Here is a 25014-nt window from a genome sequence, read left to right as displayed (position 1 = left end):
CGGGGCTGTCCGCAGCGCTAGGCGTCGCGCGTGACCCGCACGATTTCCTCGGGCGAGGTCTGCCCGCCTTCCACCCAGCGCTGTCCGTCTTGACGCATCGTGCGCATGCCGGCGGCCATGGCGGCCACGCGCAGCTCGCGTTCATCGCGGCCTTCATGGATCAAGCGGCGCGCCTCGTCGTCCACGGTGAACAGTTCGTGGATGCCTGAGCGCCCACTGTAGCCAGTGTGATTGCAGGCCGGGCACCCCACGGGATGGAACACGCGCACGCCATCCAGCATCGACGGCGTCTTGCATTCCGGGCACAGCTTGCGCACCAGCCGTTGCGCCAGCACACCCAATAACGACGAGGCCAACAGGAAGGGTTCCACACCCATGTCCGTCAGCCGAGTCACGGCGGATACGGCGTCGTTGGTGTGCAGCGTGGCCAGCACCAAGTGGCCGGTCAGCGAGGCCTGCACCGCGATCTGCGCGGTTTCCAGGTCGCGGATTTCGCCGATCATGATGACGTCGGGGTCCTGCCGCAAGATGGCGCGCAGGGCCAGCGCGAAGCTCATGTCGATCTTCGCGTTGACCTGCGTCTGGCTGATGCCGGACAGGTCGTATTCGATGGGGTCTTCCACCGTCAGGATGTTGCTGGTGGCCGCGTCCAGGCGGCTTAGCGCGGCGTACAGCGTGGTGGTCTTGCCGCTGCCGGTGGGCCCCGTCACCAGCACAATGCCGTGCGGCTGGCGGATCAGGCGGTCCAGTTGCGTCAGCACCTCGGGGCACATGCCCAGGCGCTCCAATTGCAGCCGCCCCGCTTCCTTGTCCAACAAGCGCAGCACGGCGCGTTCGCCATGGCCCGTGGGCAAGGTCGACACCCGCACGTCAATGGGCCGGCCGCCCACGCGCAGCGCAATGCGGCCATCTTGCGGCAGGCGTTTTTCGGCGATGTCCAGATGCGCCATGATCTTGATGCGCGAAATCAATGCCGCGTGCAAGGCCTTGCGCGGCGACACCACATCGCGCAGCGTGCCGTCGACGCGGTAGCGCACCACCGAATGCGTTTCGAAAGGCTCAATGTGGATGTCGCTGGCGCCGTCGCGCGCGGCCTGCGCGAACAGCGCGTTGATCATGCGGATGACGGGCGCATCGTCCTGCGCTTCCAGCAGGTCGGCCACCTCGGGCATGTCTTGCAGCAGGCGGTCCAGGTCAATCTCGTTTTCCGCCACGCCCATCACGGACGCGGCATCTTCGGAATGGCTGTATGCCGCCGTCAACAAGGTTTCCAGCGCCTCGTCGTCCACCTGCGCCAGCGCCACATGGCCATGGCAGCGCCGGATTTCCTGCACCGCCCATTCCGGTGTGCGCGGGCTGACCGTCAACTGCACCTGGCCCGCGCGCAGCGACAGCACGGCCCGCTGCGCGCGCGCCCAGGCGTAGGGCAAGGGATGCGCGCTCATAGCAACGACTCGGGGTCCACCGCCACGCTGTGCATCAAGGTGCTGGACACGTGGATCGGCAAGGCGGCGTTGCCCGTGGGCAGGCTACCCGGATACTGGCGCACCGCGAACGACTGCACCGTGGTGGGCGGCGGGCGGCGCAGCGTGGCGGCCTGCTGCTCCGGACGCAGGTCGTAGGCGTTGTTCGACACGGACGGCGCGGCGCCGGGCAGCGGCAGCATCGGCGCCTGCATATCGGGCAGCGCCCAGTGGTGGCCGGGCTGCGTGGCCCCCTGCGCCCGGCGCATGTAGTCGTAGCGATCCATGGTGACGCTGGCGCTGCGGTTGGCGTCACGCACCACGTAGGGCCGCAGGAACACCATCAGGTTGGTCTTGGTGCGCTTGCGCGTGTCGTAGCGAAACAGCGACCCGATCACCGGCAGCGAACCCAGGCCGGGCACGCTGTTGGACGTCAAGGTCACGTTGTCCTCCAACAAGCCACCCAGCACGATGATCTGGCCGTCGTCGATCAACACGCTGGTGTCGATGGCGCGCTTGTTGGTCACGATGCCGCTGGTGGAATTGGAACGGCTTTCGTCGATGCTGCTGACTTCTTGGTAGATGTCCAGCTTGACCGCGCCGCCTTCCGAAATCTGCGGGCGGATGTTCAGCTTCAAGCCCACGTCCTCGCGTTCAATCGTCTGGAACGGGTTCGAGCTGCCGTTGCTGCCCGACGTGACGTATTGGCCGGTCACGAACGGCACCGTCTTGCCCACCAGGATGCTGGCCGACTGGTTGTCCAGCGTCAGCAGGTTCGGGGTGGACAGAATATTGGCTTCGCCCGTGTTCTGCATGGCGCGGGCCAGCACACCCAGGTTGATGACCTGGTTGCCCAACACGTCCACCGTGCCCTTGACCACGCCTAGACTCAGGCCGCCGCCCAGGGCGTCGATGGACGTCGGGCCATTGCCCGTGATGCCGCTGCCGCCCAGGTTGGTGCCGCCGATGAAGCTCGTGCCGTTGCTGTTGATGTTGCCGGCGCCCGTCATCCACTGAATGCCGAATTCCGCGGCCTTTTCTTCGCTGACCTCAACGATCAGGCTTTCCACCAGCACCTGCGCGCGACGCTGGTCCAGTTGGTCGATCACTTCGCGCAGGCTGCGGTACAACGGTTCGGGCGCGGAGATGATCAGCGAGTTGGTGGCGGGGTCGGCTTGTATGGTGGCGCCGCCCGCCGAATACGACACGGCTTGCGAACTGTTGTCTTCGCGCGCAATGCGCTCTTGCTCGCCAGACAAACCGCCCTTGGACGAACCCGACGATCCCGACATCCCCGCCATGCCTTGCGCGCTTTGCGCAGCGCCGGCGGACGTGTTCTGCGTGCGTGCGCCGCCCTGCGAACCGCCCGTGGCGCTACTTGCGCCGCCCGACGCGCCAGGCGCGGAATTGGCCTGCCCGGTCAGCAGGCCGCCCAGCACCTCGGCAATACGCGAAGCCTGCGCGTTGCGCATGTAGACCACATGCAGGTTGCCCGCGCGGTTTTGCTGCGCGTCCAACTTCAGGATCAGGTCGCGCGCCAGACGCGTGCGCGCCGGGCTACCCGAGCGCACCAGCACGCTGTTGCTGCGCGGGTCGGCCACAACCGCGATACGCTGCGTGGGGTCGCTGCTTTGCGTGTCCAACAATTGCGAGGCCAGGATGGCGATGTCGGTGGCGATGCCGGATTGCACCGGCACCACGTCGGTATCGATGGAACTGGGCACGTCGATACGGGCGATCACCTGCGCAATGCGTTCCAGGTTGTCGGCGTAGTCGGTGACCACCAGCGTGTTGTTGCCGGGGTAGGCATTGATGGGGTTGTTGGGCGGCACCATCGGGCGCAGCACCGGCACCAGGTTCGCGGCGTTCTCGTACTTCAGCGGGAACACGCGCGTCAGCATCTCGCCGCTGCTGCCACCGCCTTTGGCAAAGGCCGACACGGGCACCGGCCCACGCGTGGCATTGCCGGCCGCGGCGCTGGTTGATGCGCCAGTTGATGCAGACCCGGCCGCTGGCCGTGTATTGCCCACCACGGCGCTGCCTTGCAGCTTGGCGTCGGCTTCAGGCACCACGCGCGTCACGCCGTCCACGTCCACGATGGCAAAGCCCTGCAGCCGCAGCGCCCCCGTCAGCATGGCCAGCGCCTGCCCGCTATCCACCGGTCGGTCCGACACCAACGTCAACTTGCCCTTGACGCGCGGGTCCACCAGGAAGTTGCGATGCGTAAACAAGGACAGCGCGCGCAGTACAGCGGGGATGTCGGTGTCGACGAAATTCAAGCTGACACGGTTGTCCGCCTGTTGAGCATGGGCCGTGCTGACGGCCGGTCCGATCTGGCTTGCAGCAAGCAAGACGGCAAGGCTGAATTGCGCAATGTGACGCATGACGAGAGTGGTGCCTTCAGACGTGAATGCAGGGGTGAAAAAACATGAAATCGCGTCGGAGTATACGGGGTGACGGTGCAACACCACGGTCATATTTGACATGCAACATACGGGCTGCAAACCCTTTAAATTCGGGGCTCTTGCGCGTTTTTCATTTGCGCGTCGACCCCTGCTTCCTCCATGCCTTCCTACCGTTTCGAAGCCACTGACGCGCTGGGCAAAATCGTGCGTGGCACGATCGACGCCGACACCGAGCGCGGCGCCCGCAACCAGTTGCGCGGCCGTGGCCTGCTGCCCTTGTCGACAGCGTCGGCCGCGCGCACCGAAGGCCTGGGCGCCAGCCTGCGCACCCGCCTGTCGGATGCCGACCTGGCCTGGCTGACGCGCCAACTGGCCAGCCTGCTGGCGGCGCGCCTGCCGCTGGATGCCGCGCTTTCCGCGACGCTTGAACAAGCGGAGAAAAAACACATTGCGGCAACGCTTGGCGCCGTGCGCGACGATGTGCGCGCCGGTCACCGCCTGTCCACGGCACTGGCCGCCCGGCCCCGCGACTTTCCCGAGATCTACCGCGCCCTGATCGGCGCGGGCGAAGAGTCCGGCGACCTGGCGCAAGTGATGGAAAAGCTGGCGGACTACATCGAAGAGCGCAACACCTTGCGCAGCAAGGTCATGACGGCCTTCATCTACCCGGCGGTGGTTGCCAGCGTGTCGGTCATCATCGTGATCTTCCTGCTGGGCTATGTGGTGCCGCAGGTGGTGTCGGCGTTCAGCCAGGCCAAGCAGCAATTGCCGATGCTGACCCGCGTGATGCTGGCCTTGTCGGACTATGTGCGCGAATGGGGCATGGTGACGGGCGTGGCCGTGGCCTTGGCCATTGTGCTGTGGCGCTACACGCTGCGCGCGCCCGCCGCGCGCCGTGCCTGGCATGCGCGCGTGCTGCGGCTGCCGCTGATGGGCCGCTTCGTGCTGGGGGTGAACGCCGCGCGCTTTGCATCCACGCTGGCCATTCTGTGCGGCAGCGGCGTGGCGCTGCTGACCGCGCTGGAAGCCGCGCGCCGCACCTTGGGCAATGACGTGCTGCGCCAGGCGGTGGACGAAGCGTCGGCGCGCGTGCGCGAGGGCGCGGCGCTAGCGTCGTCGCTGGGCGCGCAGAAGGTGTTTCCGTCGCTGTTGGTGCACCTGATCGCTAGCGGCGAAAAAACCGGGCGGCTACCTGAACTGCTGGATCGCGGCGCGCAGAACCTGTCGCGCGATCTGGAACGCCGCGCCATGGCGATGACGGCGCTGCTGGAACCGGCGCTGATCCTGCTGATGGGCGGCTTTGTCCTGCTGATCGTGCTGGCGGTGATGATGCCGATTCTGGAGATGAATCAGCTGATCCGCTAGAAAGACAAAGGCGCCCGCCCCGGTGAAGGGGCGAGCGCCTTTGACGGTCAGGCGATTGGGTTCAACAGGCGCGGATCACAGCGCTTCTTCGTCCGATTCGCCGGTGCGGATGCGGATGGCTTGTTCGACCGGGGACACGAAGATCTTGCCGTCGCCGATCTTGCCGGTGCGCGCGGCCTTGACCACGGCTTCGATGGCGGCTTCGACCTGGCTGTCGGGCAGCACGACTTCAACGCGGATCTTGGGCAGGAAGTCCACCACGTATTCCGCGCCCCGATAGAGTTCGGTGTGGCCTTTCTGGCGGCCGAAACCCTTGACCTCGGTTACGGTCAGGCCGCTGACGCCGACTTCGGCCAGCGCTTCGCGGACTTCGTCAAGCTTGAAGGGTTTGATGATGGCGGTGACTTGTTTCACGTTGGTCGTCCTGGGTTTTTAATGTGTTGCGGCGCCCTGCCCGCGCGGATTCGGCCGGCAAAACGCAATGGATAAGAGAATACCACCGGGGCCCGCGCCGCAAGCGGGGTGATTGCGGCATTGCGGGACAACCCCGATCAGCCCGGCGGCGCGGCGTCGGGAATGCGCTCGGCGTCGCGCATCCACACCACCGATTCCGAATCGCTGGGTGCGCGCCAGTCGCCGCGCGGCGACAGCGAACCGCCCGAGCCCACCTTGGGCGAGTTCGGCACGCAAGTGCGCTTGAACTGGGTCGTGCGGAAGAACCGGTCCAGGAATATCTTCAGGTTGCGCTTGATGGCGGCCAGGTCGTACTGGTTGCGCACCACGTGCCCGGCGTCGGGCCAGGCGCCAACCTCGCGGTCACGCCAGGCGGCAAACGCCAGGAAGGCCACCTTGGTCGGAGCAAAGCCGTAGCGCAGCGTGTAGTACAGGTTGAAGTCCTGAAGTTCGTAGGGGCCGATGGAATCTTCGCTTTTCTGGACGGGCTTTTCGTCGCTGCCCGGCACCAATTCAGGGCTGACGTCCGTGCCCAGCACGTCCAGCAGCACGGCCGCGCCGTCCTCGCCCAGCCGGCCGGATTCCGCCACCCAGCGCACCAGGTGCGTGATCAGGGTCTTGGGCACGCTGGCGTTCACGCTGTAGTGCGACATGTGGTCGCCCACGCCATACGTGCACCAACCCAGTGCAAGTTCGCTGAGGTCGCCCGTGCCGATGACGATGGCGTTGCTGAAGTTGGCGATGCGAAACAGATGGTTGGTGCGTTCGCCTGCCTGCACGTTTTCGAACGTGATGTCATAGACCGGCTGGCCGTCCGCATAGGGGTGGCCCAGGTCTTTCAGCATCTGCAGGCAACTGGGGCGAATGTCGACTTCGGACGCGGTGCAGCCCACCACCGACATCAAGCGGCGCGCCTGTTGTAGCGTGCGGGAACTGGTGGCAAAGCCCGGCATCGTCACGGCCAGGATGTTGGACCGAGGCAGCCCCAGCGTATCCATGGCTTGCGCGCAGACCAGCAGCGCGTGGGTGGAATCCAGCCCGCCAGAAATACCGATGACCACTTTCGACATCTTGCTGGCTGACAGGCGCTGGACCAGCGCCTGCACCTGGATGCTGTAGACCTCTTTGCAGCGGGCGTCGCGCCGTTGCGGGTCGGCCGGCACATAGGGAAACCGCGCCACGCGCCGCTCAAGCGGCAGCTCGGCGTCGGCAAGCGGCGGGTTCACCGGCACCGCCACGGGGCGGAACTTGCGCACTTCGTCCTGGTGGCGCCGAACCGATTGGCCGAAGGTGGTCTGGCGCATGCGCTCGCGCGACAAACGTTCCAGGTCCACGTCCGAGAACAACAAATGCGAATGGCCCAAGAAGCGCTCGGATTCCCCGAGCAGTTCGCCGTTTTCATAGATAAGCGCCTGGCCGTCCCAGGCCAGGTCGGTGGACGATTCACCCCGGCCGGCCGACGTGTACATATAGGCGGACAAGCAGCGCGCAGACTGCTGCGCCACAAGCTGGTGGCGGTATTCCGACTTGCCCACGACGATGTTCGACGCGGACAAATTCACCAGCACGGTGGCGCCGGCCAGCGCCGCGAACGACGAGGGCGGAATCGGCACCCATACGTCTTCGCAGATTTCCACATGGAACTGGAACAGCGGCAGCTTTTCCATCTGGAACAGCAGCTCGGCGCCAAAGGGCACGGTCTGGTCCAGCAGGCGGATGTCGGTGACGGGCGCGCAATCGGCGGCGCTGAATTGGCGCGCTTCGTAGAACTCGCCGTAGTTGGGCAGGTAGCTCTTGGGCACCACGCCCAGCACGCGCCCGCCGGCGGCAACCACGGCGCAGTTGAACAACTGGTGCGACACGCGCAGCGGCGCACCCACGATGACGGCGATATCCAGTTCGGCCGTGGCCGCCACCACCCGCGCCAGCGCTTCCTCGCATTCGTCCAGCAAGGCTTTCTGGTGGAAAAGATCGTCGCAGGTGTAGGCCGACAGGCCCAATTCCGGAAACGCCACCAGCACCGCGCCGCCCTGGGCGGCCTGCAGGGCCAGTTCAATGGTTTGCGTGGCGTTGAAGGCCGGATCGGCGATGCGGCATTCGGGTACGCCGACCGCCACCCGGGCGAAGCCGTGGGAATACAGGTTGAAGAACGGGTTCGACATCGGGGGTTCGCCTGGGGTCAATGAAGACTAAGTTCCAACCGGCGGATTATCTCACGGCGCCCGGGGCGCTTTCGTCTAGGTGGGCATCTTGCCGTCGGTCAGGCCGCGCTCGGACACAGCGCCCGAGCTATCCGGCAAGGCTGGCGCCGGGCGGTCCCGGTCAGCCGCCAACGCCGCCTGGATGGCGTTTTCGCGCAGATGGCTGCCCAGGGCGCCAAAATCAGCCCCCGACGGCTGCTGGTACAGGCGCAGCCCCAGTTCGGGCAGCACGGCCAGCAGATGGTCGAAGATGTCGCCCTGGATACGTTCGTATTCCACCCAGGCGGTCACGGCCGTAAAGCAATAGACCTCGACCGGAATGCCGTCAGACGCGGGCTCCATCATGCGCACCATCATCGCCATGTCTTGCCGCACTTCCGGGTTCTGCTTCAGGAACGCCACGCCGTAGGCGCGAAAGGTGCCGATATTGGTCAGCCGGCGGCGGTTGGCGGGCACGCTGGCCAATTCGCCCATGGTCTGGTTGGTCTGGGCGATGTCTTGCGTCTTGGCCTGCAGGTAGTCGTGCAGCAGGCGAAAACGCATCAGGCGCTGGGCCTCTTCGTCGGTCAGGAAGCGCACGCTGGTCGCATCGATGCGCAGCGTGCGCTTGATGCGCCGCCCGCCGGATTCGAACATGTGGCGGTAGTTGCGATAGCTTTCCGAGAACAGCTTGTAAGTCGGCACCGTGGTGACGGTGTTGTCCCAGTTCTGCACCTTGACCGTGTGCAGGGCGATGTCCTTCACGAAACCATCGGCGTTGGACTGCGGCATTTCGATCCAGTCGCCAATGCGCAGCATGTCGTTGCTGGTCAATTGCGTGCTGGCCACCAGCGACAGCAGCGTGTCCTTGAACACCAGCAACAGCACCGCCGACAGCGCGCCCAGGCCGGAAATCATCCACAAGGGCGAACGGTCGATCAGGATGGAAAGCACCAGCACGGTGCACACCGCTGCCAGAATCAGCTTGCCGATCTGGATATAGCCCTTGATGGAGCGCGTTTGCGCCCGCGTGGTGGCGGAATAGGTGTCTTGCCAGGCACTCAGCACGCCGGAGAACGCCACGAACACGCAGATCCAGGCGCCCGCGTGGGCCAGCCGCCCGACAATGCTGACGGCTTTTTCCGCGTGCGGCACCAGGTTGATGCCCATCGACACCACGGCGAACGGCACCGCGTACCACAGGTTCTGGTACGCCCGGCGGCGCTGCAGCGCCTTGTCCCAGTCGCCCCGCCCGCTCAGCACCAGCACGCGGTGCGCCAGCAGCAGCACCACGCGCGCCACCACCCACTGCACGAACAGCGCGGTCAGCACCAGCACGCCCACGCCCACCAGCGTCTGCGCCCAGGCCTCGTGCGGCATGTGGGCGTCGAGTTGGGTTACCAGTTCTTCCCATTCCACGGGCATATGTCTTTGACTCGCTCTAAGTTCTTGAAACAACGACTTGAAACCAACGCTGGATTATCCGACAAGTCGGGCGTTGGCGCGCTGTCGCGCCCGGGAAATCAGGGCCGGGGCGGCCCCCGCGTGCGCCGGCTTGTCGGCAGGCCCTATAATTCCGCCCATCATGGCAAACACTCCCTCCCCCGATCAAAACCAGTTCGCCAACAAGGCGCAGGCCTGGTCCGCCCGGTTCTCGGAACCGGTATCCGAACTCGTCAAACGCTACACGGCGTCCGTGGATTTCGACAAGCGCCTGGCGCGCCACGACATCCAGGGCTCGCTCGCGCATGCGGACATGCTGGCCGCCCAAGGCATCATCGGCGCGCAAGACCTGGCCGACATCCAGCGTGGCATGACCCAGATCCTGTCTGAAATCGACGCCGGCAGCTTCCAATGGCTGCTGGATCTGGAAGACGTGCACCTGAACATCGAAAAGCGCCTGGTGGAACTGGTGGGCGACGCGGGCAAGCGCCTGCACACCGGCCGTTCGCGCAACGACCAGGTGGCCACCGACATCCGCCTGTGGCTGCGCGACGAAATCGACAACCTGCAAGACCTGCTGCGCCAACTGCGCCACGCCCTGGCCGCCGTGGCCCTGGAAAACGCCGGCACCATCATGCCGGGCTTCACCCATCTGCAAGTTGCCCAACCCGTAACCTTCGGCCACCACCTGCTGGCCTACGCCGAAATGTTCGGCCGCGACGCCGAGCGCCTGGCCGACTGCCGCCGCCGCGTGAACCGCCTGCCGCTGGGCGCCGCCGCCCTGGCCGGCACGTCGTTCCCCATCGACCGCGAGCGCGTCGCCAAGACGCTGGGCTTTGACGGCGTGTGCCGCAATTCGCTGGACGCCGTGTCCGACCGCGACTTCGCCATCGAATTCTGCGCCGCCGGCGCGCTGATCATGACGCACGTGTCGCGCCTGTCCGAAGAGCTGGTGCTCTGGATGAGCCCGCGCGTGGGCTTCATCGACCTGGCCGACCGCTTCTGCACCGGCAGCTCGATCATGCCGCAAAAGAAAAACCCCGACGTGCCCGAGCTTGCCCGTGGCAAGACCGGCCGCGTCAACGGCAACCTGGTCGCCCTGCTGACCCTGATGAAAGGCCAACCCCTGGCCTACAACAAGGACAACCAGGAAGACAAGGAAGGCCTGTTCGACACCGTGGACACCGTGCGCGACACGCTGACCATCTTTGCCGACATGGCTGCCGGCATCAAGGTCAAGGCCGACAACATGCGCGCCGCCGCCCTGCAAGGCTTCGCCACCGCCACCGACCTGGCCGACTACCTGGTCAAGCGCGGCGTGCCCTTCCGCGACGCCCACGAAGTGGTGGCCCACGCCGTGCGCGACTGCGAACAACGCGGCTGCGACCTGGCCGACCTGTCCACCGACGAACTCAAGGCCTACCACGCCCAGATTGGCGACGACGTCCACCAGGTGCTGACGCTGGAAGGCTCGGTAGCCGCCCGCAAGCACGTCGGCGGCACCGCCCCCGAACGCGTGGCCGAAGAAGCCCGGCGCGTACTGGCGGAAACGGCCGAAGGCTGATTCCGGCTCAGGCTGGCTTGGTGAACCAAGTAAAACAAGGCCCCCGACAGGGGGCCTTGTTGCGTCGGAGGCAATGAACCCATAGAGGGCTTGGTGCGGAATATCCCGGGGTAGTCGCTAGGCGATCGATACGTCCAGGCGACGGCCAAGCTTCTCCAGTGCCGCCTCCACCTGCTCGATCCGTGACGAATGACGCAGGTTCAACAGACGATCGACCTGCGGCATATGAACACCCAAGCGGCGGGCCATCTCTGCTTTACGCACACCTTGCCGGATCATCTCGTTGGACAGGAACACTTTGCTCGTCACGACGGCCGGCAACGTCACGGAGTACGGTGTTGGCCGGTCAAGACTGGGCAGCGGGATGGGTCGGCGCTCGTCGAAGTAAATCTCCAGCGCGGCCTCAAGCGCCTCCAAGGCGTTCACGGCAGCGTCTTGCTCGTCATCCCCAACACTTGTCGCCTCCGGGAAGTCCGGAAACAACACCAACAACGTATCGTTGGTGTCGGGAGTGAGGGTATAGGGATAGGTCAGCACAATGGCCTCCTGATTTTCGGGAATCCCCGCAAGGGGTAGTGCGGCTCGGATTGAAAGCGAATGGCCGGAATAAGCGCGTCACTTCAAACCCAACTGCTTTTTGAGCTGATGCTCCAGGTGTTTTCCCATTTCCTTTGAACCGTGAAATGGAAAAATCGTAGTCACTCCGTTTAACGTCACACGATAGTGGCTACTCCCTGAACGATGCGGTACGAATACCGCGCCTTGCCGTTCCAGCCATCTTTTGAATTCGCTGTAGGTCATGCGTATGTGAACGCAGCGACAGGCCAAGATTACAACACATCTGATGTCCTTATTAACACCCGTGTTGTGTCCGTTGTCGCCGTCTCCTCCCAGCGCCACCTTAGAGGACCTTCTCAAAAATCTCGCGGCCGTCAGGTGAAAATCAGACCGGGCGACGGTATCCCTCACTTCTCCAACGCAATTCCTCAGCCGAAAAAAAACAGGGGCAGCTTTCGCTCCCCCTGCGTAAATGGCCCTACGAGAAACCGCTCCCAGTCCGCGCGTGCGAAAACAGGGTGGCTCTCGCGCCGCCGGCGCGGCTGATTGCCGAGACTGGATTACACGGGAATCGTCGTTGGGCGCGTATCACTGGAATTGGGTATTTTCGTTGCGCCGATTCAGCGCGCATGGGCCACGCATGACTGGCCACATCTGGAAACACTCGCCTACAGGCCAGGGCCGGCGCTCCGATATCATCGCAACTCCTTGCGACCCGCCCCCTATTTCATGCCGCTATCGCCTGCCTTACGCCGTGTTGGCCTGCCGCGCAGGCTGCGTGTTTGCCCGATTATTCTGAGCGCGTTTGGCTTGCTGCTTGCCACCGGCAGCGGCTCCGAGGCCCTGGCGCAAACCGCCCGCAAGCCTTCTCCCTACGAGAACGCCCGCCCCCTGCGCCCCGACGAACTCGCGACGCCGCCGCAGGAAGGCGCGAAGCGTGGAGGCCCGGCGTATCTGGATCGGATCGGCACGCAGGCCGAATTCCAGCAACTGGCCCGCGTCTACAACGCCGGCACGCCGCTTGAGATTCCGCATGTGCTGTTCGTGATTGACCGCGAGCGCGGCGACCGCATCTATTACGTCGACACGCCGCGCTATTCCCTGCACGAGAACTTTGCGCGCGCACACCGGCTGCTGCCGGGCACGGACCGGGCCGCGCTGATCGCGCAATACAAGGACCCCAAGCGGCGGCTCTTGTTCGGCACCCTGAGCTGGCAGCACGACCTGCCCGGCTACACCTACGAATTCTGGGAAGGCGACCAAGTCACGCCCGCACTGCTGCGCCTGACCGAAGACAAGCTGCGCGCCACGTTCTACGAGCCGGTGCGTTTCAAGACGAACTCCACGGCGCAAGAGCAGACCGCGCAAACCGCCAGCCTGGCCTTCGTGACGCAAGAGGCGTTACTGCGCGAGCAGACGTTCTTGCCGCTGAACACCGGCCATGCGCAGGGCCGCTTGCGTATCGTGAAGTCGGTGGATGACACGCCGGATCTGGCGCCCACCGATATCGTGGTGCTGGACGAAGTGCCCGTCGCCATCTCGCCGGTCGCGGGCCTGGTCACGCAGCGGCCCTCCACCTTGCTGTCGCATGTGAACCTGCTGGCCAAGGGCTGGCGCATTCCCAACGCTTACGTGCGCGATGCCGTCGCGGCGCTGGGCAAGTATGACGGCCAGTGGGTGGAACTGACGGTGACTAGTAACGGCTATCAGGTGCAGCCCATTGCCAAGCCGGAGGCCAAACCCGAGGACAACCCCGAAGGCAAGCCCAACGACCCGCCCAAAGCAGCCGCCCTGCCGCTGCCCAAGCCCGACCTATCGGTGCACACGCTGAAGCCGCTGACGGGCATGGCCACGCGCGACAGCCGGTACTGCGGGGTCAAGGCGGCCAACCTGGGCGCACTTAAATCGGCGCTGCCGCCGCTGGCCAGCGTGCCGGACGGCTTCTGCATTCCCTTTGCCCAGTACGCGGCATTCATGAAGCAGTTGGGCATCCCGCAACGTATCGCCGCGCTGGAACAACGGCCCGACTTCGCCCGTGACGCCAAGGTGCGCCGCGCCGAACTGGCCGCCTTGCGCCAGGACATCATCACCGCCCCGCCCGACGCCGCGCTGGCCGCCGCCTGGCGCGAACGCTGGCAACAGCAGTTAAAGGGACGCGGCGTGTTCGTGCGCAGCTCATCCAATTCCGAAGACCTGCCCGGCTTCAGTGGCGCGGGCCTGTACACCACGGTGCCCAACGTGACGCGGGCCGATGCCTTGGCGCAAGCCGTGCAGACGGTATGGGCGTCGGTCTACAACTTTGAAGCCTACGAGGCCCGGCGCGCGGCCGGCATCGGTCAGGATGCCGTGGTGATGGCGGTGCTGGTGCAACAGGCGGCGGCGTCGGACAGCTCGGGCGTGATGATCACGCGCGATCCCTTTGATGCGTCGCGCCGCTACGTCACGTACATTTCCGCCAAGCGCGGGCTGGGCATCAAGGTGGTGGAAGGCAAGCGCCAGGCAGAGCAACTGATGTATTCGACGTGGTCCAAGGCGGTGCAGGTGCTGAGCCGTTCCGCCGAGGACACGCAGTTGGTGGCGGACGCCGCGGGTGGCGTGCGCGAAGTGCCGATCGAAGGATCACGACAAGTGCTGAACGATGCGCTCGTCGCGAGGCTGGCCGCCGTGGGCAAGCAGATCAAGCTGCGTTTGGGCAATGTGGATCAGGATATCGAATGGGCCGTGCAGGGCGACCACATCATTGTCTTGCAGGCGCGGCCGTATATCGACGGCAGCCGGTAGCGGCAATTGCCGCCACCGGCTGATCATCGATCAGCATCGATCAACAAACGACGAATCAAATGTGCAGCGCGTGGCCCAGTGCCTTGAGCGCCGCTTCCTGCACCGCTTCGCCCAAGGTCGGATGCGCGTGTATGGTGCCCGCCACGTCTTCCAGCGTGGCGCCCATTTCCAGCGATTGGCCAAACGCCGTCGATAGCTCCGACACCCCGCGCCCCACCGCCTGCCACCCCACGATCAGATGGTTGTCGCGCCGGGCCACCACGCGGACAAAACCGTCGGTGGATTCCAGCGTCATGGCGCGGCCATTGGCGGCAAACGGGAACGATGCCGCCAGGCAGTCCAACCCGGCTGCTTCCGCGTCCGACGGCGACAAGCCCGCCACCACCACTTCGGGGTCGGTAAAGCACACAGCGGGAATCGATGCGGGCTGGAAGTGGCGGCGTTTGCCCGCCACCAGTTCCGCCACCATCTCGCCCTGCGCCATGGCGCGGTGCGCCAGCATCGGTTCACCGGCAATGTCGCCAATGGCCCAGACGTCGCGCATCGACGTGCGGCATTGGTCGTCGATGCGCAGCGCGTTGCCCTTGCGATCCAGTTGCAGGCTTTCCAGCCCCCAGCCCTGCGTGCGCGGACGGCGGCCCACGGCGATCAGCACGCGGTCGGCCGGCAACAGGGTTTCGGCGCCGGATGCGTCCTGGATACGCACCGCGTTGCCCGCCGCGTTCAAGCCCAGCACCTTGCGGTTCAGGTGCAGGGCCACGCCCATCTTGGTCAGCGCGGCAGCCACCGGCTTGGTCAGTTCGGCGTCATAGGTTGGCAGGATGCGGTCCTGCGCTTCCACCACGGCGACTTCCGCGCCCAGCTTGCGGTACACGGTGCCCAGTTCCAGCCCGATGTAGCCGCCGCCCACCACCACCAACTGCTTGGGGATGGACGTGGGCGACAGGGCCTGGGTGGATGACTCCACGATGCCGCCGAACGGCATCGATACCAGCGGCGTGGGTTCGGACCCGGCCGCCAGCAACAGGTGTTCGCATTGAATGCGCATGGTGCCGCCATCGGCGGTGGTGACCTCGGCGGTCTTGCCATCCAGCAGGTGCGCCCAGCCCTGCACCACTTGCACGCCGTTCTTCTTCAACAACGCGCCGACGCCGCCGGTCAGCTTGCCGACGATGCCGTCTTTCCAGGACACGGTCCGCGCGATGTCGATGGCCGGGGCGGACACTGAAATACCAATGCCGGACTGACCCGCGGATTCCCCCGCATAGTGCCGCGCCTTGTCGAATTCCTCGGCCGCGTGGATCAGCGCCTTGGACGGAATGCAGCCGATGTTCAGGCAGGTGCCGCCCAGTTGCGCGCCTTCAACCAGCAGGGTCGGCACGCCCAATTGCCCGGCGCGGATGGCGGCCACGTAGCCGCCGGGGCCGCCGCCAATCACCAGCAAGGTCGTAGTCTTTGTGATCTGACTCATGCTTACTCCACGAAAAGCAGCGCGGGTTGTTCCAGCAGCGCGCGCACCGCCTGGATGAAGCGCGCCGCGTCCATGCCGTCCACCACGCGGTGGTCAAACGACGACGACAGATTCATCAGCTTGCGCGCCACCACGGCGCCATTGCGGAACGCCGGCCGCTCAACGATGCGGTTCACGCCCACGATGCCCACCTCGGGGTGGTTGATCACCGGCGTGGTGACGATGCCGCCCAAGGGACCCAGGCTGGTGATGGTGATGGTGGAACCGGACAGCTCGTCGCGCCCGGCCGTGCCACTGCGCACCGCCTGCGCCAGACGCCCGATCTCGGCCGCCATGGACCAAACGTCGCGCGCTTCGGCGTGGCGCATGACGGGCACCATCAGGCCGCCATCGCTTTGCGTGGCGATGCCGATATGCACGGCGCCAAAGCGCGTCACCACGCCGCCTTCGTCGTCATAACGCGCATTGATCTGCGGAAAGTCCCGCAGCGCCACCACCATGGCGCGCGCCAGGAGCGGCAGCAAGGTCAGCTTGCCGCGCGAATCACCCCATTTCTGGTTCAGTTGCACGCGCAGGTCTTCCAGTTCGGTCACGTCGATTTCCTCGACGTAGCTGAAGTGGGGAATGCGGCGCTTGGACTCGGCCATTTTCTGCGCGATCTTGCGGCGCAACCCGATGACGGGCACCACGTCCTGATCGTGACGTTCCACATAGGCCGACCCGCCGCGCGCGGCCTGGCCCGCGCCTTGCGATTGCAGATAGGCGTCCAGGTCTTCGTGCATGACACGGCCGGCCGGGCCGCTGCCGGCAACAAAGCGCAGTTCGATACCCAAGTCCCAGGCGCGTTTGCGCACGGCGGGCGAGGCCAAGGGCTTGTCGCCCGGTTGGCGCGGCACGGCCGGGGTGGTGGAGGATGCGGATGAGGACCGCGCGGCTTGTTGCCTCGGTGGTTGATCGGCCTGTTGATTGCCTTTTTGCTGGGTCGACGCGGAGGCCGACGCGGCCGCCGGCGACATCGACGCCGCGATCTGCCCCGCGATGCCGCCCGCCTTCGCGCCAGCGTCACCTTGCGCGGACGGGGACGCGTCACTGCCTGCCGGCTTGTCCCCTTCAGATGCCGCTTTCTGCGGCGCGCCCGATCCCGGGCGCACGTTGCCTTCGCCTTCCACTTCCAGGCGGATCAATTCCCCGCCCACGGCCATCACCTGGCCCACGTCGCCGCCCAGCGCAATCACCTTGCCGACCACGGGCGACGGAATTTCCACCGTGGCCTTGTCGGTCATCACATCGGCCAGCGGCTGGTCTTCGGCCACCGTGTCGCCGACCTTGACGTGCCAGCCCACCAGTTCAACCTCGGCAATGCCTTCGCCGATGTCGGGCATCTTGATGATATGGATCCCCATGTCACACCTCCATCGCGCGTTTGAACGCTTCGCCAACCCGGCGCGGGCCGGGGAAGTACGCCCATTCCTGCGCATGCGGGTAGGGAGTATCCCAACCGGTCACGCGCTCGACAGGCGCCTCCAGGTGATGGAAGCAATGCTCTTGCACCAGCGCAATCAGTTCGGCGCCGTACCCGCAGGTGCGCGTAGCTTCGTGCACCACCACGCAGCGGCCGGTCTTCTTCACGGAGTTCACGATGGTTTCCAGATCCAGCGGCCACAGACTGCGCAGGTCGATCACTTCGGCGTCAATGCCGGTCTCTTCGGCGGCGGTCAAGGACACATACACCGTGGTGCCGTAGGTCAGCACCGTCAGCGCATTGCCCGGCCGCACGATGGCGGCCGTGTCCAGCGGCACGGTGTAGTAACCGGTGGGCACCACGCTGCCGGGGCGGCCGGTCCACGGCGTGACGGGGCGATCATGGTGGCCGTCAAACGGGCCGTTATACAGCCGCTTGGGTTCCAGGAAAATCACCGGGTCATCATTTTCGATGGACGCAATCAAGAGGCCCTTGGCATCGTAGGGGTTGGACGGCATTACCGTGCGCAACCCGCAGACCTGCGTGAACATGGCTTCGGGGCTTTGGCTGTGCGTCTGCCCGCCGTAGATGCCGCCGCCGCAAGGCATGCGGATCGTCATCGGGGCGATGAATTCGCCCACCGAGCGATAGCGCAGGCGCGCGGCCTCGGACACGATCTGGTCAGAGGCCGGGTAGAAATAATCCGCGAACTGGATTTCGCAAACGGGCCGCAGGCCGTAGGCGCCCATGCCGACGGCAACGCCGACGATGCCACCTTCGGAGATCGGCGTGTCGAACACGCGCGAGCTGCCGTACTTGGTTTGCAGGCCTTCCGTGCACCGGAACACGCCGCCGAAATAGCCGACGTCCTGTCCGAACACCACCACATTGTTGTCACGCTCCAGCATCACATCCATGGCCGAGCGCAAAGCCTGGATCATGGTCATCGGCGCCGAGGCCGGACCAGCGTTGTTATCGATTGCCATGGTCAGACTCCGAGCTGCTGGCGCTGCCGGCGCAGATGCTCCGGCATGTCCTTGTAGACGTCTTCAAAAATGCTGGCGGCGCTGGGGACGTGGCCGTCCACCAAGGTGCCGTAGCTTTCCGCTTCCTTTTGGGCAGCCACGATCTCGGCATCGAGTTCGGCGCGCACGGCGTCGTGCTCGGCGTCGGACCAGATACCCAGACCGATCAGGTGCTTCTTGAAGCGTTCGATCGGGTCGCCCAGCGGAAAGTGCGCCCAGTCATCGCCAGGCCGGTATTTGGAAGGGTCATCGGACGTGGAGTGCGGGCCTGCTCGGTACGTGACCCATTCGATCAGGGTCGGGCCCAGGTTGCGGCGGGCACGCTCGGCGGCCCAGCGCGAGGCGGAATACACCGCCAGGAAATCGTTGCCATCCACGCGCAGCGACGCAATGCCGCAGCCCACGCCACGGCCCGCGAAGGTAGCGCCTTCGCCGCCGGCAATCGCCTGGAAGGTGGAGATGGCCCACTGGTTGTTGACCACGTTCAGGATGACCGGCGCGCGGTAGACGTGCGCGAAGGTCAGCGCGGTGTGGAAGTCGGCTTCGGCGGTGGCGCCGTCGCCGATCCAGGCCGAGGCGATGCGGGTGTCGCCCTTGATGGCAGACGCCATCGCCCAGCCCACCGCCTGGATGAACTGCGTGGCCAGGTTGCCCGAAATCGTGAAGAAGCCGTTGGGGCGGTCGGAATACATGACCGGCAGTTGGCGGCCCTTGAGCGGGTCGCGCTCGTTGGACATGAGCTGGCACATCATCGTCACCAGCGACACATCGCGCGACAGCAGAATGCTTTGCTGGCGATAGGTCGGGAAACACATGTCGCCCTGTTCCAGCGCCAGCGCGTGGGCGGAGCCGATGGCTTCCTCGCCCAGGCTTTGCATGTAGAACGAAATCTTCTTCTTGCGCTGCGCGGTCAGCATGCGCCCGTCAAAGATGCGCGTCTTCAGCATGGCTCGCATGCCGGCGCGCAGCATGTCGTTGCTGATCTCGGGCGCCCATGGCCCCACCGCGCGGCCGTCGTCGTCAATCACGCGGACCAGGCTGTACGCCAGGGCGCCGGTATCAACCGCGGCAACATCAATGGGGGGTTTGGGCACCTCGCCGGGCGGCGATAGATGCAGATAGGAAAAGTCGGTCTTGCAACCCGGACGCCCCGTGGGCTCGGGGACGTGCAACTTCAACGGCCCATATTGGCTCATGTATTGTCTCCACGCTTGATCGTGTCACGCGTTTTCTTCCTACCAAGACATTGCCAAGAGCGTGTGACCCCGGGCGCTGCCATCGTCGGCCCGCGCATAGGGATAAATATGCGTGGCCGTCGACGAGATTAGCACAGGGGACAGGGGCGTTGAGAGGGCCAAAGCGGCTTGCCGGCCCGTGTTGCACTAGGGGTTTTCCACGGTTTACCCAGGGCGGTTCAGAGTGGCATATCACGTGCGCAGCGATGCGTTCAGACCGGTCCACTCCGTGACGAACTCGCGGAAGTCGGGGCGCTTGGCGGGCGGCACGGCGCAACCCGGCGTGCCGATGGCCAGATAACCCAGGAAGCGGTAGTCCATCGAGTCCAGCCCCAAGGCATTCTGCACGTCTTCCACGTAGGTGCCGACGCCGGTGCTCCAGAACGCGCTGTAGCCCAGCATGTGGGTGGCGTTCAGGATGTTCATGACGGCGCAGCCGGTGGCCAGCAACTGTTCATGCTCGGGGATCTTGGTGTTGTCATGCGCGATCTTTTGCGCCACGCCAATGAACAACGGCACGCTGGCCATCCATTCGCGTACCGATTTTTCTTTTTCGGGCGTCATGCGCGGGTCGCCGCTGCGCTTGACGGCATCCAGCGCCACGTCCGCCAGCTTGGCGATGGCCTCGCCCTGGATCACGACAAAGCGCCACGGACGCAGCGCGCCGTGGTCGGGCGCCGACATGGCGGCTTGCAGGATCTGTTCAAGTTCTTGGGGCTTGGGCGCGGGGCCGCGCAGGAATTTGGTGGAACGGCGAGTGGTCAGCGCGTGCAACGGGGTGGCGGTCGTGGAGTCGGTCATTGATTCAGGCGCAAAGGTAAAAGAGACAGATTCTCATAGTAAGCGAAGGCCGCGGGCCGGGGTGGGTATCCCCCGGCCGGCGCAAAGGGCATCGCGGGCGGGGTCAGCCCAGGTGCGTGTGCCGCTCCTGGCGCTCTTCGACCTGCATTTCAGACAGGCCATGCAAGATGCCGCAATTTTCCGCATCGGGCTGCGCCGACAGGCAGCGTTGCCGCAAATCGGTCAGTTGGGTCTTTAACTGCATCAGTTCAGCGATGCGCTCATCCACGTGCGAGATGTGTTCGTCGAACAGTTCATTAATGGGGCCGCAGCCGGTGTGATGGTTGTCGGCCAAGGACAGGATGGCGCGGATCTCGTCTTGCGTCATGTCCAGCGCACGGCAGTTGCGGATCAGGCGCAGCCGTTCCAGATGGGCTTGCCCGTAGCTGCGGTAGTTGTTCAGGCCCCGGTCCGGGGCGGGCAGCAGACCTTCTTTCTCGTAGTAGCGCACGGTTTCGACCGTGGTGCCGGCCGCCGTGGCCAATTCGCCAATTCGCATCACGCCTCCTGGGATCGCATCCGAATGAGTGTTTTTTTGGGGTTGACCCTATAGTAACTCCAAGGTGTGGAATGACGGCATCCGTTTCAACAAGGCCCAGAACCATGTCATTCCCGCCGGTCAAATCTCACGATCGTCCCTCTGCCGAGCACGCTCACGCGGGCTGCGCTGGCCATGGGCATGCGCGCGACACGAAGGGGCACAGCCACAGCCACGAGCACAATCACGAGCACAGCCACGATCACAGCCACGATCACGCGGCATCCGCCTGCTGCGGGCACGACCCCGGCACGCCCGCTTACGCGGCGGCCGCCGATGCGTCCACGCTTAGCGCTGGCCCCGGCCAGGCGCTGGCGCGGCTGCGCATCGGGCAAATGGACTGCCCGACTGAAGAAACGCTGATCCGTAAAAAGCTGGACGGCCTGGACGGCGTGCATGCGCTGGACTTCAACCTGATGCAGCGCGTGCTGACCGTGGTGCACGCCGAAGGCGCGCTGGACCGCATCATGGCCGCCATCAAGTCCCTGGACATGACGCCCGAACCCTTGGCCGAAGGCAGCGCGGGCACGCCCGCCCCCGCCGCCACGCCGGTGAACTGGTGGCAGATTGGCGGGGCCGGCGTGCTGGCCGCGCTGTCCGAGTTTTCGCATTTTGCAGGCTGGCATTGGGGCGTGACCGCGGCGTTGGCGCTGGCCGCCATCCTGGCTTGCGGCATCAGCACCTACCGCAAGGGCTGGATCGCCGTGCGCAACGGCAACCTGAACATCAACGCGCTGATGAGCATCGCCGTCACCGGCGCGGTGCTGATCGGCCAGTGGCCCGAAGCCGCCATGGTGATGTTCCTGTTCAACGTGGCCGAGCTGATCGAAGCCCGCTCGCTGGACCGCGCGCGCAATGCCGTGCGCGGCCTGCTGGACCTGGCGCCGGAAACGGCCACCGTCCGCCAGGCCGACGGCGCCTGGCTGCAAGTGCCCGCCGCGCAATTGAACGTGGGCGACGTGGTGCGCGTGCGCCCAGGTGAACGCATCGCCGCCGACGGCATCATCGTCAACGGTAGCTCCACCGTGGACCAGTCCCCCATCACCGGCGAAAGCCTGCCCGTGGAAAAAGCGCAGGACGACCCGGTCTACGCCGCCACTGTGAACGCCGCGGGCTCCTTCGAATATCGCGTCACCGCCGCCGCCGGCAACACCACGCTGGCCCGCATCATCCACGCAGTCGAACAGGCGCAAGGCGCGCGCGCGCCCACGCAACGTTTCATCGACCGCTTTTCGCGCATCTACACGCCCGCCGTCGTCGCGGTGGCGCTGCTGGTGGCCACGGTGCCGCCGCTGCTCTGGGGCCAGCCGTGGTTCGACGCCATCTACCGCGCCCTGGCGCTGCTGATCATCGCCTGCCCTTGCGCGCTGGTCATTTCCACGCCGGTCAGCATCGTCAGCGGCCTGACCGCGGCATCGCGCCGAGGCATCCTGATCAAGGGCGGCGTCTATCTGGAAGAAGGCCGTAACCTGAAGTGGCTGGCGCTGGACAAGACCGGCACGCTGACCCAGGGCAAGCCGGTGCAGACCGACCTGGAAGCCTGGGACGTGGCCGACTTCACCCCCCATCCCGCCACGCTGATCGCGGCCAGCCTGGCCGCCCGCTCGGACCACCCCGTGTCGCTGGCCATCGCCAACCCCGCGCGCGAGGCCGGCAGCACCTTGCTGGATGTGGACGCCTTCACCGCCCTGCCCGGCCGCGGCGTCAGCGGGCGCATTGACGGCATGACGTTCCAGTTGGGCAACCGCCGCCTGATGCGCGATGCGGGCGTGTCGAATCCGACGCTGGAGGCGCGTATGGACGAATTGGAACGCGAAGGCAAAAGCGCGATCGCCCTGACGGACGGCACGCACGTGCTGGCACTGGCCGCCGTGGCCGATACGGTCAAGCCCACCAGCGCCGCCGCCATCGCCGACCTGCACGCCCTGGGCGTGAGCACGCTGATGCTGACGGGTGACAACACGCCCACCGCCCAAGCCATTGCGCGGCAGGTGGGCATGGATGAAGCGCGGGGGGATCAGTTGCCAGAAGACAAGCTGGCCGCCATTGAAAGCAAGCTGGCGGCCAATGTGGGAAACGACGGCAAGGTGGGCATGGTGGGCGACGGCATCAACGACGCGCCTGCGCTGGCGCGCGCCGACATCGGTTTTGCGATGGGCGCGGCCGGCACCGGTACGGCGATCGAAACGGCGGACGTTGCCCTGATGGACGACGACCTGCGCAAGATCGGCACTTTCCTGCGATTGTCGCGCGCCACCCATCGCGTGCTGATCCAGAACATTGTGCTGGCGCTGGGTATCAAGGTGGTGTTCCTGGCGCTTGCCATGACCGGCAATGCGACCTTGTGGATGGCGGTGTTTGCCGACGTGGGCGCCAGCTTGCTGGTGGTGGCCAACGGCCTGCGGCTGCTGCGCGCGGCGGATTAAACCCGGTAGCCGCTCATGCCGCGCGGGGGTTCACGCCCCGCGCGGCGTTAGCCCCGCCGCAGTTCCGGCCTGGGCCTCAGCCCGTCTGTTCTTCTTGCGGCCAATCGCGCAGCACGGGCGCGTCTGGTGCGCCGGGGCCAACGTCGCGCAAGTGCTCGTGCTGCAGCAAGGCCATGCGGTAGGCATCACGATAGGCGCCGTTGGAAAAGAACTCTTCCTTCATCAGCCCTTCGATCTGGAAGCCGCAGCGTTCGTACACGTGCACGGCCGCGGTGTTGTCCTTGTCCACCACCAGATAGACCTTGTGTATGTTCAGCACGCGGAATGCGTAACCCACCGCGATGCGGGTGGCTGCCTTGGCGTAACCCCGGCCCTGGTAGCTGGGGGCAATGATGATCTGGAATTCGGCACGGCGATGGATGTAGTCGATTTCAACCAGTTCCACCAGGCCGGCGGGTTGGCCGGTATCGTGCTCGATGATGAAGCGCCGTTCGTTTTGATCATGCAAGTGGCGATCATAGAGAGCGACCAGTTCGTCGTAGGCCTCGTAAGGCTCTTCGAACCAATAACGCATGATGACGTCGTTGTTGTTGATCTTGTGCACAAAGTGCAGGTCGCCGCGCTCCAGGGGGCGAATTTTGATATCGGATATGACCGACATAGAAACCTCCGAAAGTGCGGGCATTGTATTCCTGTTAGCCCCGAAACTACCATTTCATGGGCATTTCAGAAAATTCTTGAGCGTTTATGCGGCTTACAGGACACTTTTGCCTGGAAAGCGTTGTTATTGCTTGCTTTAAATATCAAGAATTTCTCAAATATGAAGCAACGCCGCATCAATAAGAACATCGAAAATCGCAGCGGCGCGGCCTGCGCGGCCCGCTAGATAGCGCGCCAAGTGCAGTGTCATACCGCCGGCCCAGGTATCTCTAGGAAATACTTCCGAATCTTTATACAATTCCAAAATTCCGAAATTTCCGCCTGACATCGACTCCGCCGCCATACACCATGAGCCGCCCTGACCCCCTATTCGTGCAATCCCTGGCCAAGGGTTTCGAGCTGCTGGAGGCCTTTGCCCAGCGGCCGTCCACGCTCAGCATGAACGAGCTCATGGAAATCACCGGCTTTGACCGCAGCACCACCCAGCGCATGACGCATACGCTGGTCACGCTGGGCTACCTGGAACGCGGCGCGGGCGGCAAGGGCTACACGCCCGGCAAGAAGATCCTGCAACGCAGTTTCGACTACATGCGCAGCGTACCGCTCTTGGAACGCGCCACGCCACTGATCGCCGAAATGCAGCGCGAAACCAGCGAAAGGGTCGAACTGAGTCTCTTCAACGACCTCTACATCATTTTCGCGCTGCGCCGCCAGACCAAGCGCCAGACCTTCAGCAGCACGCTGGCCGGACGCGCGCTGCCCATGGTGCAGACTGCCGGCGGCCGCGCCATCATGTCGCACCTGCCTGATGAAGAAGTCGAAGACATCCTCACGCGGTCCATCGACATGCCGCGCGCCACCATCCCCACCACGCCCAAGACCAACAACGACCCGGACCGCATCCGCGCCTTGGTCGTCCAGGCGCGCCAGGACGGCTACGCCACGGCCATCGAAGAAAGCCTGCTGGGCGAACTGAACCTGGCCACCGCCATCCTGGACCACCGCCACCGCCCGGTCGCGGCCATCCAGATTGCGGGGCTGGTATCCGAATGGGACTCGCCGGAAGAATTCGCGCGGCGCTATTCCCCCCTGCTGATGACGGCCGCCCGCGCGCTGAGCGGCAAGGTCGGCATGTCCTGATTGGC

Annotated in this window: 19 protein-coding genes; 5 read left to right on the top strand and 14 right to left on the bottom strand. The window is 65.1% G+C overall.

Features of this window, described 5'->3' with window-relative positions; all coding sequences use genetic code 11:
* Window positions 1–17: 17 nt before the first annotated feature.
* Together gspE and gspD are read right to left on the bottom strand one after the other, a co-directional pair.
* Window positions 18–1445 carry a type II secretion system ATPase GspE gene (gspE, locus tag ELS24_RS11970; RefSeq protein ID WP_127184241.1) on the bottom strand — a complete coding sequence of 476 codons (1428 nt, stop codon included), beginning with the start codon at window positions 1443–1445 and terminating at the stop codon, window positions 18–20.
* Window positions 1442–3847, bottom strand: a complete 2406-nt coding sequence (gene gspD / locus ELS24_RS11965) for a type II secretion system secretin GspD (protein ID WP_127186310.1) — start codon at window positions 3845–3847, stop codon at window positions 1442–1444. The genes gspE and gspD overlap by 4 nt, the downstream gene beginning before the upstream one ends.
* 180 nt (window positions 3848–4027) lie before the next feature.
* Here gspD and gspF point away from each other — a divergent pair, with 180 nt between their 5' ends.
* Window positions 4028–5233 carry a type II secretion system inner membrane protein GspF gene (gene gspF, locus ELS24_RS11960; protein ID WP_127184240.1) on the top strand — a complete coding sequence of 402 codons (1206 nt, stop codon included), beginning with the start codon at window positions 4028–4030 and terminating at the stop codon, window positions 5231–5233.
* A gap of 75 nt (window positions 5234–5308) precedes the next feature.
* Here the strand turns inward: gspF and ELS24_RS11955 are convergent, their stop codons facing one another.
* The 3 genes from ELS24_RS11955 to ELS24_RS11945 all read right to left on the bottom strand — a co-directional run bounded on the left by ELS24_RS11955 (window position 5309) and on the right by ELS24_RS11945 (window position 9291).
* Complete coding sequence (locus ELS24_RS11955) at window positions 5309–5647, bottom strand: P-II family nitrogen regulator (RefSeq protein ID WP_050449738.1); 339 nt, start codon at window positions 5645–5647, stop codon at window positions 5309–5311.
* Window positions 5648–5784: 137 nt separating this feature from the next.
* Window positions 5785–7848 carry an NAD(+) synthase gene (locus ELS24_RS11950; protein ID WP_127184239.1) on the bottom strand — a complete coding sequence of 688 codons (2064 nt, stop codon included), beginning with the start codon at window positions 7846–7848 and terminating at the stop codon, window positions 5785–5787.
* A 75-nt stretch (window positions 7849–7923) separates the two neighbouring features.
* A complete protein-coding gene (locus ELS24_RS11945; protein WP_050449736.1) occupies window positions 7924–9291 on the bottom strand; it encodes a mechanosensitive ion channel family protein in 1368 nt (455 codons plus the stop codon).
* A 160-nt stretch (window positions 9292–9451) separates the two neighbouring features.
* On the opposite strand from ELS24_RS11945, the gene argH reads away from it, so the two are divergent.
* A complete protein-coding gene (argH, locus tag ELS24_RS11940; protein WP_127184238.1) occupies window positions 9452–10873 on the top strand; it encodes an argininosuccinate lyase in 1422 nt (473 codons plus the stop codon).
* 117 nt (window positions 10874–10990) lie between these two features.
* Here argH and ELS24_RS11935 read toward each other — a convergent pair whose 3' ends face one another.
* Window positions 10991–11410, bottom strand: a complete 420-nt coding sequence (locus ELS24_RS11935; protein WP_127184237.1) for a type II toxin-antitoxin system HicB family antitoxin — start codon at window positions 11408–11410, stop codon at window positions 10991–10993.
* Between the two features lie 78 nt (window positions 11411–11488).
* Window positions 11489–11674 carry a type II toxin-antitoxin system HicA family toxin gene (locus ELS24_RS11930; protein ID WP_127184236.1) on the bottom strand — a complete coding sequence of 62 codons (186 nt, stop codon included), beginning with the start codon at window positions 11672–11674 and terminating at the stop codon, window positions 11489–11491.
* A gap of 486 nt (window positions 11675–12160) precedes the next feature.
* Between ELS24_RS11930 and ELS24_RS11925 the strand changes: the two genes are divergently transcribed.
* Window positions 12161–14212, top strand: coding sequence for a PEP/pyruvate-binding domain-containing protein (locus tag ELS24_RS11925; protein ID WP_127184235.1), 2052 nt, complete (start codon window positions 12161–12163; stop codon window positions 14210–14212).
* A 55-nt stretch (window positions 14213–14267) separates the two neighbouring features.
* Here the strand turns inward: ELS24_RS11925 and lpdA are convergent, their stop codons facing one another.
* The 6 genes from lpdA to cadR form a co-directional block, all read right to left on the bottom strand.
* The gene (gene lpdA, locus ELS24_RS11920) at window positions 14268–15683 is read right to left on the bottom strand and encodes a dihydrolipoyl dehydrogenase (protein WP_127184234.1); all 1416 of its coding nucleotides are present in this window, start codon (window positions 15681–15683) and stop codon (window positions 14268–14270) included.
* A 2-nt stretch (window positions 15684–15685) separates the two neighbouring features.
* Complete coding sequence (locus ELS24_RS11915) at window positions 15686–17086, bottom strand: dihydrolipoamide acetyltransferase family protein (RefSeq protein ID WP_127184233.1); 1401 nt, start codon at window positions 17084–17086, stop codon at window positions 15686–15688.
* Window position 17087: 1 nt separating this feature from the next.
* Window positions 17088–18131 (bottom strand): alpha-ketoacid dehydrogenase subunit beta, encoded by a 1044-nt coding sequence (locus ELS24_RS11910; protein WP_046804595.1) that lies wholly within the window; start codon window positions 18129–18131, stop codon window positions 17088–17090.
* Between the two features lie 2 nt (window positions 18132–18133).
* A complete protein-coding gene (locus ELS24_RS11905) occupies window positions 18134–19366 on the bottom strand; it encodes a 3-methyl-2-oxobutanoate dehydrogenase (2-methylpropanoyl-transferring) subunit alpha (protein WP_050449730.1) in 1233 nt (410 codons plus the stop codon).
* A 231-nt stretch (window positions 19367–19597) separates the two neighbouring features.
* Window positions 19598–20206, bottom strand: coding sequence for a nitroreductase family protein (locus ELS24_RS11900; RefSeq protein WP_127184232.1), 609 nt, complete (start codon window positions 20204–20206; stop codon window positions 19598–19600).
* Window positions 20207–20309: 103 nt separating this feature from the next.
* The gene (gene cadR, locus ELS24_RS11895; RefSeq protein WP_050449728.1) at window positions 20310–20744 is read right to left on the bottom strand and encodes a Cd(II)/Pb(II)-responsive transcriptional regulator; all 435 of its coding nucleotides are present in this window, start codon (window positions 20742–20744) and stop codon (window positions 20310–20312) included.
* A gap of 104 nt (window positions 20745–20848) precedes the next feature.
* On the opposite strand from cadR, the gene ELS24_RS11890 reads away from it, so the two are divergent.
* A complete protein-coding gene (locus ELS24_RS11890) occupies window positions 20849–23209 on the top strand; it encodes a heavy metal translocating P-type ATPase (RefSeq protein ID WP_127184231.1) in 2361 nt (786 codons plus the stop codon).
* Window positions 23210–23285: 76 nt separating this feature from the next.
* Here ELS24_RS11890 and speG read toward each other — a convergent pair whose 3' ends face one another.
* Entirely contained in the window at window positions 23286–23870 is a 585-nt protein-coding gene (gene speG / locus ELS24_RS11885) for a spermidine N1-acetyltransferase (protein WP_127184230.1), read from the bottom strand.
* Window positions 23871–24217: 347 nt separating this feature from the next.
* Here speG and ELS24_RS11880 point away from each other — a divergent pair, with 347 nt between their 5' ends.
* A complete protein-coding gene (locus ELS24_RS11880; protein ID WP_127184229.1) occupies window positions 24218–25009 on the top strand; it encodes an IclR family transcriptional regulator in 792 nt (263 codons plus the stop codon).
* Window positions 25010–25014 lie beyond the last annotated feature (5 nt).

The sequence above is a fragment of the Achromobacter spanius genome, from assembly GCF_003994415.1.
Lineage (GTDB): Bacteria > Pseudomonadota > Gammaproteobacteria > Burkholderiales > Burkholderiaceae_B > Achromobacter > Achromobacter spanius_C.
This window is presented reverse-complemented; position numbering and strand designations above follow the sequence as displayed.